At 39.0% G+C, this 17941-nt stretch carries 18 protein-coding genes; 3 read left to right on the top strand and 15 right to left on the bottom strand.

Features of this window, described 5'->3' with window-relative positions; genetic code table 11:
* Positions 1–8: 8 nt before the first annotated feature.
* Together LMB56_RS02895 and LMB56_RS02890 are read right to left on the bottom strand one after the other, a co-directional pair.
* Positions 9–677 carry a potassium channel family protein gene (locus tag LMB56_RS02895; RefSeq protein ID WP_003664702.1) on the bottom strand — a complete coding sequence of 223 codons (669 nt, stop codon included), beginning with the start codon at positions 675–677 and terminating at the stop codon, positions 9–11.
* Positions 670–2013 (bottom strand): TrkH family potassium uptake protein, encoded by a 1344-nt coding sequence (locus LMB56_RS02890; RefSeq protein ID WP_229284172.1) that lies wholly within the window; start codon positions 2011–2013, stop codon positions 670–672. Before LMB56_RS02890 ends, LMB56_RS02895 begins: the two co-directional genes overlap by 8 nt.
* 154 nt (positions 2014–2167) lie before the next feature.
* On the opposite strand from LMB56_RS02890, the gene LMB56_RS02885 reads away from it, so the two are divergent.
* Both LMB56_RS02885 and LMB56_RS02880 read left to right on the top strand, forming a co-directional pair.
* The gene (locus LMB56_RS02885) at positions 2168–3940 is read left to right on the top strand and encodes an oleate hydratase (RefSeq protein ID WP_229284171.1); all 1773 of its coding nucleotides are present in this window, start codon (positions 2168–2170) and stop codon (positions 3938–3940) included.
* A 77-nt stretch (positions 3941–4017) separates the two neighbouring features.
* A complete protein-coding gene (locus tag LMB56_RS02880) occupies positions 4018–4779 on the top strand; it encodes an NADPH-dependent oxidoreductase (protein ID WP_229284170.1) in 762 nt (253 codons plus the stop codon).
* On the opposite strand, the gene LMB56_RS02875 is transcribed toward LMB56_RS02880, so the two are convergent.
* The 8 genes from LMB56_RS02875 to LMB56_RS02840 all read right to left on the bottom strand — a co-directional run bounded on the left by LMB56_RS02875 (position 4776) and on the right by LMB56_RS02840 (position 13561).
* Complete coding sequence (locus LMB56_RS02875) at positions 4776–5915, bottom strand: glycosyl hydrolase family 8 (protein ID WP_229284169.1); 1140 nt, start codon at positions 5913–5915, stop codon at positions 4776–4778. The two genes, LMB56_RS02880 and LMB56_RS02875, sit on opposite strands and share 4 nt — an antisense overlap.
* 14 nt (positions 5916–5929) lie before the next feature.
* Positions 5930–7237: a glycosyltransferase family 2 protein gene (locus LMB56_RS02870; protein WP_229284168.1), complete on the bottom strand. Its 1308-nt coding sequence runs from the start codon at positions 7235–7237 to the stop codon at positions 5930–5932.
* Positions 7238–7379: 142 nt separating this feature from the next.
* Entirely contained in the window at positions 7380–8243 is an 864-nt protein-coding gene (locus tag LMB56_RS02865) for a hypothetical protein (RefSeq protein WP_229284167.1), read from the bottom strand.
* 1179 nt (positions 8244–9422) lie between these two features.
* Entirely contained in the window at positions 9423–10127 is a 705-nt protein-coding gene (gene phoU / locus LMB56_RS02860) for a phosphate signaling complex protein PhoU (RefSeq protein WP_003664717.1), read from the bottom strand.
* 10 nt (positions 10128–10137) lie between these two features.
* Complete coding sequence (gene pstB / locus LMB56_RS02855; RefSeq protein ID WP_003664719.1) at positions 10138–10893, bottom strand: phosphate ABC transporter ATP-binding protein PstB; 756 nt, start codon at positions 10891–10893, stop codon at positions 10138–10140.
* Between the two features lie 10 nt (positions 10894–10903).
* Positions 10904–11785, bottom strand: a complete 882-nt coding sequence (gene pstA / locus LMB56_RS02850) for a phosphate ABC transporter permease PstA (RefSeq protein ID WP_019253675.1) — start codon at positions 11783–11785, stop codon at positions 10904–10906.
* A complete protein-coding gene (gene pstC / locus LMB56_RS02845) occupies positions 11785–12684 on the bottom strand; it encodes a phosphate ABC transporter permease subunit PstC (protein WP_003664723.1) in 900 nt (299 codons plus the stop codon). The genes pstA and pstC overlap by 1 nt, the downstream gene beginning before the upstream one ends.
* Positions 12685–12688: 4 nt before the next feature.
* Positions 12689–13561: a phosphate ABC transporter substrate-binding protein gene (locus LMB56_RS02840; protein WP_229284166.1), complete on the bottom strand. Its 873-nt coding sequence runs from the start codon at positions 13559–13561 to the stop codon at positions 12689–12691.
* 125 nt (positions 13562–13686) lie between these two features.
* Here LMB56_RS02840 and LMB56_RS02835 point away from each other — a divergent pair, with 125 nt between their 5' ends.
* On the top strand, positions 13687–14397 hold the full coding sequence (locus LMB56_RS02835; protein WP_229284165.1) for a winged helix-turn-helix domain-containing protein: 711 nt from the start codon (positions 13687–13689) through the stop codon (positions 14395–14397).
* 151 nt (positions 14398–14548) lie between these two features.
* Here LMB56_RS02835 and LMB56_RS02830 read toward each other — a convergent pair whose 3' ends face one another.
* From LMB56_RS02830 to crcB (LMB56_RS02810), 5 genes are read right to left on the bottom strand one after another with little or no spacing between them, the layout of a single operon-like run.
* Complete coding sequence (locus LMB56_RS02830) at positions 14549–15274, bottom strand: energy-coupling factor ABC transporter ATP-binding protein (protein WP_003664727.1); 726 nt, start codon at positions 15272–15274, stop codon at positions 14549–14551.
* Positions 15271–16119 (bottom strand): energy-coupling factor transporter transmembrane component T, encoded by an 849-nt coding sequence (locus LMB56_RS02825; protein ID WP_003664730.1) that lies wholly within the window; start codon positions 16117–16119, stop codon positions 15271–15273. Before LMB56_RS02825 ends, LMB56_RS02830 begins: the two co-directional genes overlap by 4 nt.
* On the bottom strand, positions 16088–17101 hold the full coding sequence (gene cbiM, locus LMB56_RS02820; protein ID WP_229269362.1) for a cobalt transporter CbiM: 1014 nt from the start codon (positions 17099–17101) through the stop codon (positions 16088–16090). The genes LMB56_RS02825 and cbiM overlap by 32 nt, the downstream gene beginning before the upstream one ends.
* Positions 17102–17120: 19 nt before the next feature.
* Complete coding sequence (gene crcB, locus LMB56_RS02815) at positions 17121–17531, bottom strand: fluoride efflux transporter CrcB (RefSeq protein ID WP_003664732.1); 411 nt, start codon at positions 17529–17531, stop codon at positions 17121–17123.
* 15 nt (positions 17532–17546) lie between these two features.
* Positions 17547–17927 carry a fluoride efflux transporter CrcB gene (gene crcB / locus LMB56_RS02810; RefSeq protein WP_035154127.1) on the bottom strand — a complete coding sequence of 127 codons (381 nt, stop codon included), beginning with the start codon at positions 17925–17927 and terminating at the stop codon, positions 17547–17549.
* Between the last annotated feature and the right edge of the window lie 14 nt (positions 17928–17941).

Genomic DNA, 17941 nt, shown 5'->3' with positions numbered 1-17941 from the left:
CCCATTATTTAACTAACAATATCGTTTAGCTTCCGAATATCCTTTAACTGCCCAACAACTGTAATTTTATCGTGCGGTTGAATAACATCATTAGCTTGCGGCATTTGATTAACTTCATCATCCTTACTAACAATGATAATCACATTGACATTATAACGATTACGAAAATCCAGTTCATCTAAAGTCTTATTGAAGAACTTTGGATTATTAATATTTACTTCTGCCAAAGTTATTTCCTTACTTAAGGTGACATAATCGACGACGCTTGGATTTAGTTGTTGGAAAATAAGTCGCTTAGCTAAATCATGCTCTGGTCGAACAACCATATCAGCGCCAATTCGCTCCAAAACGCGCGCATGATTAACATTTTCAGCCCGACAGATTACATCTGGTGCCCCGAGTTCTTTAGCAATTAGCGTGGCCATGATACTTGCTTCAACATTTTTTCCGATTGAAATATACACATGGTCAAAACTACCGATATCAAGGTCACGCAGAGCATCCTCATCTTGCGCGTCCGCAATTACCGCCCGCATAACTGACCCCGCAAATTCATTTACCACTTCTTCACTAGAATCAATCGCTAATACTTCTTGACCAGCCTGAACTAAAGCTTCACATATTGAGGCTCCAAATTGTCCAATTCCAATAACAGCATAACTTTCTTTTTTAGCCAATTAACACACTCTCCTCTGGATAACGATAATTCTTCGCTGCTGTACTTGCATTTAGGATTGAGAACATAACGGTATAAATTCCGACCCGGCCGACAAACATCAAAAACATAATAATCAGTTGTCCTAACAGGTTGAGGTTAGTTGTAATTCCTAATGAAATCCCCGTAGTACCAAAGGCCGCCACCGCCTCAAAGGTAACATACGCTAACGAATCATGTTCTGGCAAATCTTGTGTTTCCACAAGCACCAAAATTGATACAAGCAAAATAAATAAAGCAACAAACAGTAATGTCAAAGCGCGATAAATATTCTCTTGGGTAAAACGTCGATGGGCAAAAGTCGTATCCCGTTGACCACGCAGGGTTGCAAAACTCTGAATCGTCAATAACCCGATTGTCGTTGTTTTAACACCACCAGCAGTTGACCCCGGCGTTCCACCGATAAACATCAAAATAACAGTAAACGCGAGGCCAGCAGCACTTAAATCAGTATAAGGAAAAGTGATTAAACCAGCAGTTCGTGGAGTGATTGCCATAAAAATAGTATTGAGAATACGGTTGGAAAAACTTAATTTATCACTTAATTGTGCTAAGTTTTTCTCGGTAATAAAGTAAACAACCACAGAAACAACGAATAAAACTGCTCCAGTACGTAACGCCAACTGAGTATGCAGGGATAGCCGGTGATATTTAGGATAATTGAGGATATCTTTCCATACTAAAAATCCTAATGATCCGGCAACAATCAAAACAGCAAGCACACATAGCATATAAGGGTCATTAGCATAATTTGCCATACTATTATCAAACAAGTCAAAGCCGGCATTACAAAAGGCTGAGATTGAGTGAAAAATGCTAAACCATATTCCCTTGCCAAGTCCATAACGCGGATAAAAGTCAAAAAACAAAAATATTCCACCCGCTAATTGGATAAGTAATGAAAGCCGAATGATAAGATAAACCACGTTCAATTGGGATAAGTGGTCAAGATTAAGTGCTTCTTGAGTTAGCAATCGTGTCGACATCCTCATTCGCTGCCGCACCAAAAGTGACATCATGACCGCGAATGTCATAAAGCCCAATCCACCTACTTCCATCAAGATTGCAATTACAATCTGACCAAATAATGTCCAGTGATGAGCTGTACTCACGAGAGTTAACCCTGTTACGCAGGTTGCACTCGTTGAAGTGAAGAAAGCAGTCATAAAATTTGTCGTTTCTCCTGGTCGTGTCGCAAACGGCAAAGAAAGCAAGATTGTTCCCATAAAAATCACAATCAAGAACCCAAATGTCAGGATTTTGGGAAATGTATATTTATGTTTATTTATTTCAATCACTTTTATCCTTCCTCGTATTAATATTACTCAACTAATTATAAGCGTTTTTGTTAAATTCTAAACCATTATTTTATTTCCCGGGAAATCATCTCGAGAAAGCGCTACAATATAATTGTAGATTACCCGATTGCTTTTCCTGAAAGGAGATCCTTTTATGTACTATTCAAACGGAAATTATGAAGCATTTGCTCGTCCCCGTAAGCCGGCGGGAGTGGATAAAAAACATGCTTACATTGTTGGCGCCGGTTTAGCAGGTCTTTCTGCGGCCGTCTTCTTAATTCGTGACGCCCAAATGCCAGGCGAAAACATCCATATTTTTGAAGAATTACCAATCGCTGGTGGTTCCTTAGATGGTCAAGATCGCCCCGATGTTGGCTTTGTCACTCGTGGTGGCCGCGAAATGGAAAACCACTTTGAATGTATGTGGGATATGTATCGTTCAATTCCATCCTTGGAAATCCCTGGCGCATCTTATCTTGATGAATATTATTGGCTAGATAAGGATGATCCAAATAGTTCAAATTGTCGCTTAACTTATAAACGGGGCAATGAGGTTCCGACTGACGGCAAATACCTTCTCGGTAAGTCAACTAAGGAATTGATGAAACTAATCCTTACACCTGAAGACCAGCTCGGCGACTTAACGATCGGTGATTACTTCTCTGAGGACTTCTTCAAGAGTAACTTTTGGATTTATTGGTCAACCATGTTTGCTTTTGAAAAGTGGCATTCGCTAGCAGAAATGCGGCGATACGCAATGCGATTTATCCACCACATTGACGGCTTGCCTGATTTTACTGCTCTTAAATTCAATAAGTACAACCAGTATGAATCAATGACCAAACCATTGCTTGCATACCTTAAAGATCATGGTGTTAAGTTTGAATATGATACCCAGGTTCAAAACGTCCTAGTTGATACCAAGAATGGTGAAAAGCACGCTAAAAAGATTATTCTTAAGCAAGGCGGCGAAGATAAAACGATCAACTTAACTGACGATGATCTGGTATTTGTTACTAATGGTTCAATCACGGAAAGTTCAAATTATGGGAGTCATCACCAGGTAGCACAACCAACCCGGGCCCTTGGCGGTAGCTGGAAATTATGGGAAAACATTGCTAAACAATCGCCATCATTCGGTCACCCGGATGTCTTTTGTAAAAATATTCCTAACCGCAGTTGGTTCATTTCTGCAACTGCTACCGTTAAGAATCCACAAATTGAACCGTACATTGAACGACTAACTAAGCGTGATCTTCATGATGGAAAGGTAAACACTGGTGGAATTATCACCATCACTGATTCTAATTGGATGATGAGTTGGACCATCCACCGGCAACCTCATTTTAAGAGTCAAAAGCCAAATGAAACCATTGTGTGGATCTATGGCCTCTATTCTGACACAGAAGGTAATTACATCAAGAAACGAATTGTTGATTGTACTGGGGAAGAAATTACTAAAGAATGGCTCTACCATCTCGGTGTTCCAGAAGCTTTAATTGACGATTTAGCAAAAGAAGAGTCTGTTAATACCGTCCCTGTTTATATGCCATTCGTTACTAGCTACTTTATGCCGCGGGTAAAAGGCGATCGTCCTGATGTTGTTCCTGAGGGATCAGCTAACTTGGCCTTCATTGGTAACTTTGCCGAATCACCAACTCGGGATACCGTCTTTACAACTGAGTATTCAGTCCGGACGGCGATGGAAGCTGTTTATAGTCTCCTCAACGTTGATCGCGGGGTACCAGAAGTCTTTAATTCGATCTATGATATTCGCGAATTGATGCGGGCAATGTATTATATGAACGATAAAAAGCCGCTTGAAGAAATGGACTTGCCAATTCCAAAGATTGTTGAGAAACCACTGCTCAAGAAAATTAAGAAGAATTGGATTGGCGAATTAATGGAAGAACAGCATTTACTTTAAAACACTGAGGGAGTGAGGCACAAGTTAAATCAGCTTTTGTCCCACTCCCTTCAATTTAATATAAAGGAGTCTTTTTTATGATCAATGAAACGATTAAGCACCAATTAAACCATCGTACAATTCGGGCCTTTAAGCCCACAAACCTTTCTCCAGAACAACTGAATACTCTTTACTCTGTTGCTAGTCAGACGCCAACTAGTATGTTTATGCAGCAGATGTCAATTATGCACATCACTGATCCAGATAAACGTGCCGCAATAAGAGAAATTAGTAAACAACCGTATGTCGGCGCAAACGGTGACCTGTTCATTTTGTTAGTTGACCTTTATCGTAACCAACAAATACGGCAGCAAAAGGGCAAGGATGATGGCCGTTTACATACCGCTGATATTTTCTTTCAAGGCCTTGATGATGCAATCATGGCTGCCCAAAACGTGATTGTTGCTGCCGAGAGTATGGGTCTTGGCGTCGTTCCCCTCGGTTCAATCAAAAATGATCCGCAAAAAATCATTGAAGTTCTTAATCTTCCTAAAATGACCTTCCCGGTTTTAGGCTTACAAATCGGTGTCCCTGACCAAGAACCTCAACTAAAGCCCCGCCTGCCATTAAAATTCATCGCATTTGATAATGACTATCCAAAAGAGATCAAGCTCAGTGACTTAAGCGATTATGATCAAGAAGTTACTACCTACTATGACCTTCGTGATGCTAACCGACGAATTGATTCCTTCACCAACCAGATTGCGGGAGCTAAACTCGATCGCCACTATACCAAGCGCGATGAAATCATGAAGGTATTACACCAACAAGGCCTTTGCACTGATGAAGGAATTGATTAGTTCATCCCCTCAAGAGCAGCTAATGTCGTTAAGGTCACATCATAGTAATTCTTCTCTGTTAAGGGTTTACTGAAAATGTGTTTCTGACTAGCAAACAGATTATCATACCCTTCATTACGATTGCAGCTAACCGCATAAAAAATCGGCGCACTGAAACTATTTGATTGATATTTAACCAATCGGTGACCGTTTAATGAATAACCGGCTGTAATATAATACTGTTCACTGAAGAACCTCATCATTTTATTTAAGACTTTCTGAGCCCGTGGATCATTGCTTTTTGCCAACATCATTGGAACCCGACAAGCATTGGCACTATAGTCTCCATCATATTTTCCAGCAACCGTATTCGGTCCCACCGGCTTGGTACTTCCTGGTCGAGCCCAGGCAAAGTCAGGTACTAGTCCTGTTTGGTGCTGTTTACTTAATGCAGTCAGCCGGTCAAGCATATTATTTTTGATCATCTGCCACCTTGAATCGTGAGTACGATCGTATAAATGATCAAAAATTGTCGGCATTACATCAGAGGTTCGCAATAAATAATAAAACTTAGAATCCTTCGTAACCCAATCACCCACTGTTAGCATGTGCGTGGTTGGGTTATATTCATATTTCAAGATATCAGCGGCAATCTGTTGCTCTAGCTTATGATAATAAGGTGCTTTTTGTGGCCAAACTTTTGCAGCCTGGTGAAGAGCCGCAGCGATGTAAAGATCACCATCAGTCGCACTATTATGATCATCGACCCATTGCCCCTTTTTATTATAAGACTGACGCCAGGCCATCAAGTAAGTTAGGTGGTCATGGTGTTCACCAACATAATCGCGATGTGCAAGGTAATAGTTAAGCAACTTATCAAAGTCATTTTCACTTGCCCAGCCCTTTTCAGCAGCACGAGATACTACTTGCAGTCCGTAGCCTTGGCCTTCTGATAATGCAACCGGATGTTTTTGATCGTTGCTGGTATTAACAAACGTTTGCTTACTATTTTTGCGGACCAAATATGTCTCCTGCCATCGACGATAAGCTTCGTATTGAATATGTTCAGGATTCTTTATTCTTACAAACGCGAGCGTTGCAATATAAATAACTGCAACAACGAGCGTAAGAAGCCAAATATATACTGGACGTTTCATAACTAATCCCCTTATTAGTCAGCAAACCGCTTAGTCTTTACCCACTTTGTCCCGTCACGCCGTAATAGTCGATCAAGTGCAACGGAGATTACCGCATGAATCGAAACAATTATAAATAATTGCGAATAGGTAAAGTATGAAGCAAGCGCCAACCAGATTTGTTTATTCGTCGCTTGCCCAAATTGTGTAGCTGCTGCTGTTGTAATTTGTAAAATATACAAGATTATCATTAATAACCAATTAAAAAGCAAAAGTTGGGCGATTAAGATGTTGCTTTCCCCGAATGTAAAGGGAATCATTACCCGTGGATTAAAAAGATGAGCAATCCAAAAGCCTACGTTCGCTAAAAAGATCGCATCAGAAAGGACGATTGCCGCATTAAACCAGAAAAAAGTACAGGAATAATAAAAAGTTTCTAACTTTACTCGCCAATTGCTCTTTCTAAAGAGGTACTTAAAATTTTTAAGGACAACTTGGTAGTTTCCCTTTGCCCACCGTAAACGCTGATAGTAATAATCATGCAGACGTTCAGGCTCCTGTTGAAAGGCTTCCGAATTATAAGCTAGCGCGATTAGTTTGCCACTTTGCATAATTTTAAATGAAATATCAGTATCTTCTGTTAAGGCTCCATTTGCCCAGCCCCCGATTGAACGGACATATTTATTTTGAATGATAAAGTTAGTTCCTGGAATCCGGCCAATCTTAAATAAATGCCAAATTGCACAGTGCTGGATCCGTTGGGTAACAACAATTTCTTGATTAATGCACTTCGTCAAAAAGTTTTGTTCAGCATTGCGTGTCTTGTTCCGGCCAAATGCTGCAACGTACCGTGTTGGATTTTCGAGGATTTTTCGTACTAAGAAATAGAGAGCGTTTTTTTCGGGCATTGCATCGGCATCGTAAACGCCAATATATTCACCATGAGCCAGTTTAAGAGCATCGTTTAAGACACCCGCTTTCCCTCCGCTGCCATGACGTTCTATTACCTTTGCCGCCCTATTTTCATATTTTGGAAGCTGTAACACTGTTCGGGCCCGTTGAGCAGTTTGATCATTGCAATTATCCGCAAAGATTAATAATTCGACCTTATCTGCTGGATAGTTTAATTCAAGGATCGCTTGGGTCGTCTGAGCAATAACTACTGCTTCGTTATGGGCGGGAACGACAATCGTAATTAATGGATATCGTTTCAATGGGACAATATCCACAATTTTTCTACTATGCTCAAGCCAAAAGTGAACTGCCCCACCCAATGTAATAGATGACATTAATAGCGAACTCCAAATTGAGATCAGGGTCACAATCATTACAAACTCGATCATTGCTTTTTCCTTTCCCTTTTTACATTTAGTGTTGTCTGTTCAACGCGAAAATAAATCATCCATTGAAGAACAGCAAATATTAATGCCTGAACAAAAAAGATCAGGGTAATCACCAGCGCCAACCAAAAGAAAATCCTTACCATTATCTCTGAACCCCTCTTAAATACTCAACGACAAGGTCTGTTTCCATATCTCTTTCAATATGACGCATTACACTTTCCAGATTCTTAAATGAAGTCGCATTAATATCATCAACTTTCAAATGTCCCCATTTAAATTGAGGCTTTGAATTATTAATTTGTAATTCATCAAGTCCTGCACGCGTGCTTTGATTCTGATAAGCAAATGTAATATCTGGTAAATGATATGACAAAATTAAAAAAGTACCATCTTCTAAATAGTACAAGGCTTCAGATGGTAATCGGCGCCGTTTTAAGACTTTCGCAATTTGCTGAAGAGCATAGTTGTAATCATTATGATGAAATTGCCGTATTTGGTGATTATGAACCCAGTGAATCGCTGTAACATCAATCCACAAATCAGCAATTTGTTCTTTAATAATGAATTGAAGTTCCTTTTCATAAATCTTATTAGCATTATAGGCCGTCTGAAGTTTTACTATTTGATTATAGTGGGTCGCATAGCTTTCTATCTCTGCACGATTGCGGTCAAGCCAGCCCCACTCACCAATAATGTACCGACTGAAATACGCCAAACTTGCGGTAATTGGAAAGGCAAACAGTAGCATTATTTTGATCGAATTATCCATTACCACATAACCTAGCAATAAAATGGCACTACCAATCGTTGTTAAGCCGATTGCAAGCCAGGTTAAAACGATATTCGGCACCAAACTCCCCATCACTAAGCCTAAAATGATCATAATCATCATCGCCGTTGTAATAAAATGTGAGTATTGGGACGCCCACCACATCATTAACACAATTGCAGTCAATATTACACAAAGCGCAATAAGCCCCGATTCTACAACATGTCGCCGAATCATAAGAATATTCTCCCCTTCTTCTTATAAATTAGCAGCTAATATCTTAGCACACCTTTTTCAGCATTTCACTAGTTTAAAAGCTTGATAAATAAGGGATTACGCTTTATTTGTGAAAATAATTATCATTTTATAACAGGTAAATTTGCCTGCCAAAAATAACTTTTTGCTATATTTAAATTTATAGACATTCATATAAGATATGTTTTATTTTTGTACGTTGATAAGCAAAACTACAATAATTAAGGCAAACACAAAAGCCTGATTTAACTGTGCAGGAAAAATCAGGCTTTTAACTTAGTAAACTCATCGATGAAACATAATGTTGTTGATGTTAATTGGATAAAGGGATGCTTTGTTTCAATGAAGAGTCTTTTATCTAACTTAAATAAACAAGTGGATTTCTTGTTTGTAAGTATTATATCACACCTGTTGTGAAAATGTTAACTAAGATTTAGGATGATTAAATGTTTTTTCGCAAAAAACTCTTATTTATCTAACGTTCACCTAATGCACAAGCAGTGATTATCATCACAATATCACGTGTTTCCCACATAAATCTAGAAATAATAAATTACCTTGTCTTTATCAGATTAAAATTCTTTCCGGCATTTGATAGACAATATCATTGATTTCTTCTAATAATTTTCATTATATCCACCTCATTATATTATAATTTAGAAAAATAAATATTTTTATGCAATTGGTGTTGAAAAAAAAAAAAAGGCTAATATAAGGGTGATAAATAAGTTTTGATAAATTTGTTTAAAAGAAATGAATTTATTATTCCTGATCACACCCCATTGGTCAGCAGCGATGATTTTATGGCTATTTATAAGCTATTGTTTCATTGGATTTTATTTATCAAACTTTATAGAAAGGAGCAGAAGTTTTTACTTTGTTAGTTAAGTTTAGCGGTATCATTTAAGTTATTTAATTTACTTTATAGCTACTTTTCTTCCTTTATCAAAACGATTAAATCGCTTGGAATCATATCACTAATACTTTTAACTAAGTAATTCTCTTTTTGCGTTTCTCATTATTCTTAGAAGCGCTGTTGTTTGATCCAAAAATAGAATATTCATTAATACACAGTTACAAAGCAATCTCTATATTTAAGCTTTCTAATCAAAAAGCAACCTCACTGTCATCCTTTGACCCTGAGATTGCTTTTTAATTTAATTACTGATTTCCTGTTAATTTTCGCCGGACTAACGTTGGATCAGCCTTCCCTGGATTTAATTCGACCAGTTTTCCCGAACCACTGTAAATAATCCATTCTGCCAAATTAACAATATGGTCGCCAGCACGCTCTAAATTCCGAAGAACAGCTAAATAACTTTCATAGGCTTTTACATCTTCGCCACCTTTAACCAGTGCTTTCATGATTTCTTTTTGTAATTTCACATAAAGTAAATCAACTTTTAAGTCCTCGTTGGCAACCTCATAAGCAACCTGCTCATCAGTATAGACATAAGCATCAAGGATTCGTTCAAGCATTTTGCGAACAATCATCATCATCTGTTCAATCGGCTGTTCGATGTCTTCATGATGTTCAAATTTGCTCAAGGTAATCGCAGCACGAGCAATATGGGTGGAATAATCACCTAATCTTTCGATATCAGTACTAGCTTTTAAGATACTGATAATTTTCCGAAAGTCGGTTGCAACCGGATTTTGCAATGCCATTAGCTTCAACGCCTGTTTTTCCAAATGAATTTCTTCGTCGTTAATCTTTGTATCAGTTGTTAAAACCTTATCCGCTAAGTCCGCATCATGATCCGTAAACGCCTTTGTTGCTTGATAGATCTGCTCACTAGCGTCAATTCCCATTTCCATGAAGTGGCTCCGCAGCCGTTTTAATTCATCGTCAAAAATTGCTCCCATGTTTTCACTCCTAACCAAATTTTCCACTAAGGTAATCCGCCGTTTGTTGTTGTTGAGGATTCATAAAGATATCTGCCGTCTGGTTAAATTCAATTAATTTTCCTTGGTGCATAAAAGCTGTCCAGTCTGCTGAACGTGATGCTTGCTGCATATTATGGGTAACCATAATAATCGTAAATTTCTCTTTTAATTGTACTAGAGTATCTTCAATTTGCGAAGTCGAAACCGGATCAAGGGCACTTGTTGGTTCATCCATCAAGATAATTTCTGGTTGAACTGCCAGTGTCCGCGCGATACAAAGTCGTTGTTGCTGGCCTCCTGATAAGGCGAGCGCACTTTCTTTTAAGTGATCTTTGACTTCTTCCCACAAAGCGGCCTGACGCAAACTCTCCTCTACTCGTTGATCAAGAATTTGCCGGTCCTTTACTCCGGCAAGCCGTAATCCATAAATAACATTCTCGTAGATTGATAAGGGGAAAGGCGTCGGTTGCTGGAAGACCATGCCAATTTGTTGACGAATCCGGTAAACATTAACTTTAGGCTGGTTAATATTCAAGTCATGAAAATTAATTTCACCTTTGACCGTTGCTAAATCATCGTTCATCCGGTTAAGGCTTCGTAACAATGTTGACTTTCCTGAACCAGAAGCCCCAATCATTGCCGTAATCTTGTTGGCCGGAAATTTCATTGAAACGTCATGAACAACGTGTTTATCACCATATAATACTTGTAAATTTTTCACTTCAAGAGCAACTGAATTTTCCATTCTTTTATCCTCACTTTGCAAGTCGTCGCTTAATTAAATAACCAATATATCTAGCTAATAGGTTAAAGATTAAAATTGTTAGAATCAAAACCGCTACTGAACCATTTGAAACAGCACGGGCATCTGGAACCAGTCCTTCACTGTTAACTTTCCAGATATGGACAGCTAAAGTTTCGGCTGGTCGTAATGGATTTAAGAAACTGGTAGGACTAAATGGGTTCCAATCGGTATAGCTAATTGCCGGTGAACTCTGCCCGGCCGTGTAGATTAAGGCAGCAGCTTCCCCAAAAATACGGCCAGCACTTAGGATCGCTCCCGTAATAATTCCCGGTAAAGCAGCTGGTAAAACAATTTTAGTTGTTACTCGCCACTTTGACATTCCTAATCCCAACCCAGCCTGGCGTTGAAGGTAAGGAACTTGGCGAAGGGCGTCTTCACATGCCCGCGTTAAAATTGGCAAGTTCAAAATTGTTAAGGCCAATGCCCCAGCAAGTAAGGAGAAGTCTAACCCCCATTGCAAAACAAAGACTAAGTAACCAAATAATCCCACTACTACTGATGGTAATGAACTTAAAACTTCAATCGCCAAGCGTAATAAGTTTGTCCACCGATTATCTGGTGCGTATTCGCTTAAGTAAATGGCAGCACACAATGCTAAAGGAATCGAAACGATTAATGTTAAAACAACCAGGTAAAGAGAATTAAACAATTGATCACGAATTCCCCCACCACTTCTAAATGATTCAGCGCTTGACGTTAAGAAATGCCAAGAAATATGGGGAATTCCTGATAGTAATAAATACGCTAACAAGGCAAATAAAACTAACCCTACTAAACCGGTTAAAGTTAAAATAATCACGGTTGCCAACCGATCTACTTTTTCTGGACGCATTATTTTACCCCTTTCCGGCTAACGAGCCGCATTAACAGATTGAAGGCCAAGGACATTACTAACAGAATTAAAGCTAAGGACCAGAGCGCATTGTTTGAGATCGTCCCCATGACTGTGTTTCCAATTCCGGTAGTCAAAACACTAGTCAAGGTTGCCGCCGAATGCATCAATCCCGTTGGCATTACCGTCGTGTTTCCAATTACCATTTGAACGGCTAAGGCTTCACCAAATGCCCGGGCCATTCCAAATACCATTGCGGTTAAAATCCCGCTTTTGGCACTCGGAATAATCACCCGCGAAATCGTTTGCCAGCGAGTTGCTCCCAGCCCCGCAGACGCATTACGATATTGTTTAGGAACTGCCCTAAAACTATCAATTGTCATCGAAGTCATTGTTGGTAAAATCATCAAAAATAATACACAAGTAGCAGCGAGAATTCCAAAGCCAGTGCCGCCGAAAAAGCGACGTAAGAAGGGAACGATTACTGTTAACCCAACATATCCATATACGACGGATGGAATTCCGACTAATAATTCAATGGTCGGTTGGAGAAACTTATATGCGGTTGATGGCAAAATCTCTGTGATTGCAATAGCAACTACTAAGGCAAGCGGCAAAGCAATTATTCCTGACAAAAGAGTAACGCTAAAAGAAGTAGCGATCATCGGCAACGCGCCGAATACATGATCACTTGGCCGCCATTTAATCCCACTTAGAAATTCCCACAATGAATAGTGATTGCCAGTAAAAAGGGCAATTCCTTTCCAAGTTAAAAAGATTAAGATCGTTGCCACTAGTCCCCCAATTAAAGTAATCGCCAGATAACTAATTACTTTCCCTGAGGCTTCCTGCTTACTTTCAACCGAGGGCTGTGTCAAACGTTGTCGTAAGTCTTCCATCGTACTATTTCCTTTCAGTTACTTTCCCAGTTGGCGTTTTTTCAACTTTCATATCATGAATGCTAATATAGTGAGCTTCTGTTACGAGCGTCTTTTGGACTTTCTCGCTTTGCATATATTTAATGAAACTTGCAGTTGATTGGGATGGTTGTTTTTGCGTGTACATATGCTCATATGACCATAATGGCCACTTATTAGTTGTAACATTATCAGCAGTTGGCGCTACTCCATCAAGGTTAACTGACTGAACTTGGTCATTAAGATAGGCAAATGCAATATAGCTGATTGCCCCTGGTGTATTTCTAATAATTTCTTTGACTGTCCCGTTTGAATCTTGTTCTTGAGCATTCACTGCCTGCATCCCTGGTTTCAATACTGTTTGTTCAAACGCAACCCGAGTTCCACTCCCATGAGCACGATTAATAACTGTAATTGGCAAATCAGGTCCGCCAACTTCTTGCCAATTCGTAATTTGACCAGTAAAAATTTGCTGAAGCTGCTTCATTGTCAAATTCTTAATCCCAAGCTCTTCATTAACAATTGGTACTATTCCCGAAACAGCAACAATATTGTCATCTAATTTATTGGCATTAATCCCATCTTGCTGGTCAGCAAAGATATCAGCAGATCCGATATTTACTGCTCCTGCTTGTACCTGACTAAGACCGGTTCCTGAACCGCCACCCTGTACAATAATGCTGGTTTGGGGATGCTTAGTTCGGTAATCATTTGCAACTGCTTCAGCTAATGGTTGAAGAGCTGTTGAGCCGACAATGGTAATTTTTTCTTGTGATGGTTGTTGCTTAGCGAGTACCCATGACCCGCCTAGCCAACAAACTATTGCGACGACAACAACCCCGATAATCGTTTTTTTCATTACTATTCCTACCTGTTTATTAGTTGTTTTCATATATTTCGTATGGTACAAATAGAGAATAGCAAGTCGATGTAAATTTTTAATCTTTGTAATGTAAAGGTTATGTAAATTTTGGAGAAAGTATTATGACCAAGAAATTTTTGCTAATGAGCCAGCAAGACGATCTCGTCCAACAGTTACAAGCTATTTGTAAAAAAGAACACTGGGCCTATGAGCTCGTGACTACTCCGACGGGCTTAGTAGTAGCCTTAGAAAAAAATCAAATTAGCGGAATTTGGTGGGATATGACGGAGGTAAGCTTAGATACCACGATTGCTACCATGACCCTTATTAGGTCGCAAGTCCAAGGACCAATTACCGTTTTTACTCCTCGTCTTACGGAACGCATTCAACGAAAATTATACCGGGCACATGTTGATGATATAATTGAATTTCCTCTCCTTCCCAGTGTTTTCCGCCCCTTAATTCAGCAACGCTTGTGGACTTACCACTATCCACAGATGCATTCATTAGCTGATGATAATACAACCAAAAATGACCCAGTAATAACTACTGGATCATGGGAAATTAATCAAGAAACTTATACTGTTACTAAAAATGATAAAACAATCGCTTTAACACCTAAGGAATTTCAACTACTTTCCTACTTAGTCGACCATAAAGGACAGGTATTAAATCGGGATCAACTCGTTAATGGGATCTGGGGATACGATATCCTTGATACTTCACGGATCGTTGACATTCATATCAGCCACCTCCGCGATAAGCTTGAAGATGATTCCCAACACCCTACTCACCTGCTCACAGTACGGGGATTTGGATATAAATTTGTTTAAAATAAAAGGGAGTTGAGAATTAACCTCCTCGACAAGGCGGTGGGTTAGTTCCACGATATCTTAAATAATGTTTATATATGAAGAGGCTATTGAAAAAAGCAAAAGTTTTTTCAATAGCCTCATTCATTTTTTGTTACAAACATCTCTCATTTTATAAATTATCTAAGTAATCAATAAAGCGGGGCATTTCTTCTAATTGATCTGCAGTTATTTCCCGGGTAATAGTATGGTCTTCAGAAAAAACATAAACCCGATCTACTAATGATCTAATCTGGTTAAAATGGTGGCTCGAAATAATAATTGTTTTTCCCGCATGATGAAGCTGGTTAACAATCTGAGTTATCAATGCCCGATATTTTGGCGATAAACCATTAAACGGTTCATCAAGAATTACAATGTCAGGATTCATTGCCAGAACACTCGCAATCGCCACGAGTTTTTGTTCCCCACCAGAAAGGTGATAAGGAACCCGATCACGTAGCCGTTCAATTTTCAGAAGTTTCAAACAATCATTTACTCGTTGATCAATTTCATGCTGCGGAAGTCCTAAATGTTGGGGACCAAATGCAATCTCATCAGTTACACTGGTATTAAATAATTGAATGTCACTATTCTGGAAGACAAAGCCAAACTTTTGATAAAATGGACCAGTTTTAGTTGAATCTTTTAAAAACTTCTTATCGATCGTCTGGTCATTAAATGTATATTTACCATTCTCCAAACTAAATAGTCCCACAATTGTTTTCAATAGTGTCGATTTTCCAGACCCGTTTGGACCCATGATACAGACCGCATCCCCACGATTAACATTGATATTTACATCATGAAAACCCGTTTGCGTTCCATAAGTATAAGCTCCGTTAGCTATTTTGATCATGCAACCACTCCTCGTATTAAGCAGTATGCAACAATTGCTAGTAACAATTCTCCCATACTAATAACGTCATATTTATTCCAACTAAGTCTCCAACTCGCAACATTATTACTATTATATCCCCGTAATAACATTGCTTGGTAAAGGTCACTGGTTCGCTTCTTTGCTGATAGATATACTTGTCCGATAATTACGCCTAAAACACGCCGATTTACGTGTTGTCCAAATGTCCGTAATTTAATACTGCTTAATAATTCCTGGATATAAACACCTAATGTATAAACATATTTCATTGTAATATCAAGAGTTAGAATGATGACATTCGGTAAATGTAATTGTTTCAATCCTTGAATGAATTGCGGCCAAGAAGTAATACTTAAGAATATGGAAATATTTAACATGATTAGTGCAATCCGCGCTAAAAATAATCCAATATTATTTGCCTGTAATAATAAACTTGGTAAAAGGACAACTAATGAAACAAGCAATAATTTACAAAGCTTTTTACTAATTGTAATTATTACCGAGCCAGGCAAAATAAGCAGGTGAACTAACATCAGGATTAGCATTAACCATAAAAACATAACTTGTGATGATAATACGATCAAAATTGTTAAACCGATCAGTTCAACAATTCGAACCCATGGTGAATTCTTAGCAGAATAAACCGGCGTAATGCGTGTAAGAAAAGCAACCAATGCGGCAAATTTGCTCAAGTTATCTTGCACTAACCGCCCCTTTGTTAGGGGAACTTGATGCCGCTCTGAATTCATCAACCAGACTGGTAACTTTTCTATTGGTTTATTTTTAGGTTGGTTATTTATTTGGGGCTTTGTTTGTTGAACCATAGACTGCCATCAGCACCTTACTTATTAAGAAGAAAATTAATATTGCTGTAATCGCGCTTAAAATATAGCCAATTGGCAAACTTGTTCCGGGAATCGTATAGTCGCCAAACAATGCTGTATAGTTAAAGCCATGATTCATCCCTGCAGGTACTGAACTTGAAATATGTTCTAATTTTAAGCGGTGAAGCAACTCAGTCTTATCCCATTCACCAAAAGCCGTTCCACTAGCGAGCAATCCAATTGGTGAAAGGACAACTAAACCAATAATGACATATACCAGATATTTAAGGGAGCCTTTTTTAGGCGTTTTTTGCTGATCATTCTTGTAAATTTCAGCAGGCGCAACTTTCTTGACAAAAACATAAACAACATAGGTAAAGAAAGCTTCGATCCATCCTGCTACTGCTAGATGGGCAAACGCCATTGCTGGAATCGTTACGGCTAATGGATACGGATTATATAGGGGTGCACCACTCGCCGTATGCGCAATTAATGGCTGAATTCCTAACTCAAACCCTGCCATTAAAGCGGCAAGATTAATACCACAATACGAACCAATAATCGCTCCTAAGCTTGCGTGATGGTGTTTACGCAAAAAGTTATAAATCCAATAACCGGTAAACGGCATGATAATCGCCATATTAAAAATATTAGCACCTAAGGCAAGAATTCCACCGTCACCAAAGAGAAACGCCTGTAAGATCAGTGCGACTGTAACTGCAATACTAGCCGCGTATGGCCCAATTAAGATTGCAAGCAGCGTACCTCCAACCGCGTGTGCACTCGTTCCACCAGGTACTGGAACATTAAACATCATCATCAAAAATGATAATGAGGCCGCAATCCCCAGCATTGGTGCAAGTTCACGATGTTCTTTTAACTGCACTTTGACTTTTTTAGCCGAGACTGCAACTACTGGCGCAGCGACCGCAAACATCACTGCACAAGTTGCTGGACTCAAATAATTATCTGGAATATGCACTAATCCCACTCCTTTTAACCTATTTCAACAGCTCCTCGCCATAATTCTTTCCCATTACTAGGAAAAGACCAGCATAAACAGCAAATAATCCTAAAATCATATCAGCTAGAATATAGAAAATTCCAACCCAGATATGACCGCCCATAAACAAAACCGTTATTCCCTGGGCAAAGGATGAAAACGTTGTTAAACCACCACAAAAACCGGTAGTAATTATCGTATGCCAATCTTTGGGTACAATCTTTTTCAGTGCCCAGCCAGTAAATAGTCCAATAATGAAACAACCGACAGCATTGACAATTAAGACTGCTAACGGATCAGCAAATGGTGGATTGATCCACAAATCTGAAACCAATTCACAAGCATAACGGAGAACACCACCGAAAAAGCAACCACAGCCAATTACTAGCAATTTCAAACCATTGGTCATCTTACTAACTCCTTTCTACAACCACGAGTGAAACCATAATCCTAAGTAAACACAGCAAATGCAGGCAATTACGCTTCCTACCCAATACGTCCAGGCTAAAAGCTTTTTACCACTTTTGAAGTATTTCAAAGTTTCTAGTGAAAATGTAGAAAAAGTAGTTAATCCACCACAAAAGCCAGTTGCTAGTAAAACATTCATTGTATTCCGCAGCTCATCACTAGTAACCATTCCGGCAAAGACGCCAATCAGTAACGAACCGATTAAGTTTGCCATAATGGTTCCCCAACGGTAATGATCATAGTCAGAATTTAATACATCTGATAGTAGGCTTCGTAGTCCACCACCAAAAAATGCACCAACGCCGGCCGCAAGTAAATCTGTAACAATAATATTCATTCTTATCTACCTAC

Origin of the sequence: Limosilactobacillus reuteri (assembly GCF_020785355.1) — a bacterium.
Taxonomy (GTDB): Bacteria; Bacillota; Bacilli; order Lactobacillales; family Lactobacillaceae; genus Limosilactobacillus; species Limosilactobacillus reuteri_I.
Note: the sequence above shows the minus strand (reverse complement) of the source record. Positions and strands in the feature narration are given on the sequence as shown.

What these genes read in the sequence shown, in the direction of transcription:
- crcB (WP_035154127.1), bottom strand. Translation starts at nt 17,927, where the DNA reads ATGAATATTATTGTTACAGATTTACTTGCGGCCGGCGTTGGTGCATTT.
- pstB (WP_003664719.1), bottom strand. Translation starts at nt 10,893, where the DNA reads ATGGAAAATTCAGTTGCTCTTGAAGTGAAAAATTTACAAGTATTATAT.
- pstC (WP_003664723.1), bottom strand. Translation starts at nt 12,684, where the DNA reads ATGGAAGACTTACGACAACGTTTGACACAGCCCTCGGTTGAAAGTAAG.
- LMB56_RS02880 (WP_229284170.1), top strand. Translation starts at nt 4,018, where the DNA reads ATGATCAATGAAACGATTAAGCACCAATTAAACCATCGTACAATTCGG.
- LMB56_RS02835 (WP_229284165.1), top strand. Translation starts at nt 13,687, where the DNA reads ATGACCAAGAAATTTTTGCTAATGAGCCAGCAAGACGATCTCGTCCAA.
- LMB56_RS02885 (WP_229284171.1), top strand. Translation starts at nt 2,168, where the DNA reads ATGTACTATTCAAACGGAAATTATGAAGCATTTGCTCGTCCCCGTAAG.
- LMB56_RS02840 (WP_229284166.1), bottom strand. Translation starts at nt 13,561, where the DNA reads ATGAAAAAAACGATTATCGGGGTTGTTGTCGTCGCAATAGTTTGTTGG.
- LMB56_RS02825 (WP_003664730.1), bottom strand. Translation starts at nt 16,119, where the DNA reads ATGGTTCAACAAACAAAGCCCCAAATAAATAACCAACCTAAAAATAAA.
- LMB56_RS02865 (WP_229284167.1), bottom strand. Translation starts at nt 8,243, where the DNA reads ATGATTCGGCGACATGTTGTAGAATCGGGGCTTATTGCGCTTTGTGTA.
- pstA (WP_019253675.1), bottom strand. Translation starts at nt 11,785, where the DNA reads ATGCGTCCAGAAAAAGTAGATCGGTTGGCAACCGTGATTATTTTAACT.
- phoU (WP_003664717.1), bottom strand. Translation starts at nt 10,127, where the DNA reads ATGGGAGCAATTTTTGACGATGAATTAAAACGGCTGCGGAGCCACTTC.
- LMB56_RS02875 (WP_229284169.1), bottom strand. Translation starts at nt 5,915, where the DNA reads ATGAAACGTCCAGTATATATTTGGCTTCTTACGCTCGTTGTTGCAGTT.
- LMB56_RS02830 (WP_003664727.1), bottom strand. Translation starts at nt 15,274, where the DNA reads ATGATCAAAATAGCTAACGGAGCTTATACTTATGGAACGCAAACGGGT.
- crcB (WP_003664732.1), bottom strand. Translation starts at nt 17,531, where the DNA reads ATGACCAATGGTTTGAAATTGCTAGTAATTGGCTGTGGTTGCTTTTTC.
- LMB56_RS02870 (WP_229284168.1), bottom strand. Translation starts at nt 7,237, where the DNA reads ATGATCGAGTTTGTAATGATTGTGACCCTGATCTCAATTTGGAGTTCG.